This window comes from Saccharothrix sp. NRRL B-16314 (assembly GCF_000716595.1).
GTDB lineage: Bacteria > Actinomycetota > Actinomycetes > Mycobacteriales > Pseudonocardiaceae > Actinosynnema.
Map to the genome: position 1 here is coordinate 1 of NZ_JNXC01000257.1, position 265 is coordinate 265.

At 65.7% G+C, this 265-nt stretch carries 1 protein-coding gene; it reads right to left on the bottom strand.

All coding sequences use genetic code 11. The features are described from left to right. Positions 1–210: cellulose binding domain-containing protein (locus OQ02_RS39895; protein WP_033443884.1), on the bottom strand; the 210-nt coding region annotated here is incomplete at its 3' end. Positions 211–265 lie beyond the last annotated feature (55 nt).

The window sequence follows — 265 nt, forward strand, 5'->3', positions numbered from 1 at the left end:
CTGCTGAACCGTCTGGCCGGCGGCGAAGTCCCATTCCAGCGTCCAACCGCCGGAAATGGCGTCACCCAGGTTGGTGACCGTGACATTGGCGCCGAATCCACCCTGCCACTGGCTACTGATCGAATACGCGACCCGGCAGCCGGCAGCAGCGTTGGCGGTGGCCGTGGAGGCCACCACCCCGGCTACGGACAGGGCCGCCACCGAGGTCACCGCCAATGCTCCGGTGAGTTTCCGGGACCGTACAAAAGTGCGCAGACTCATGCAT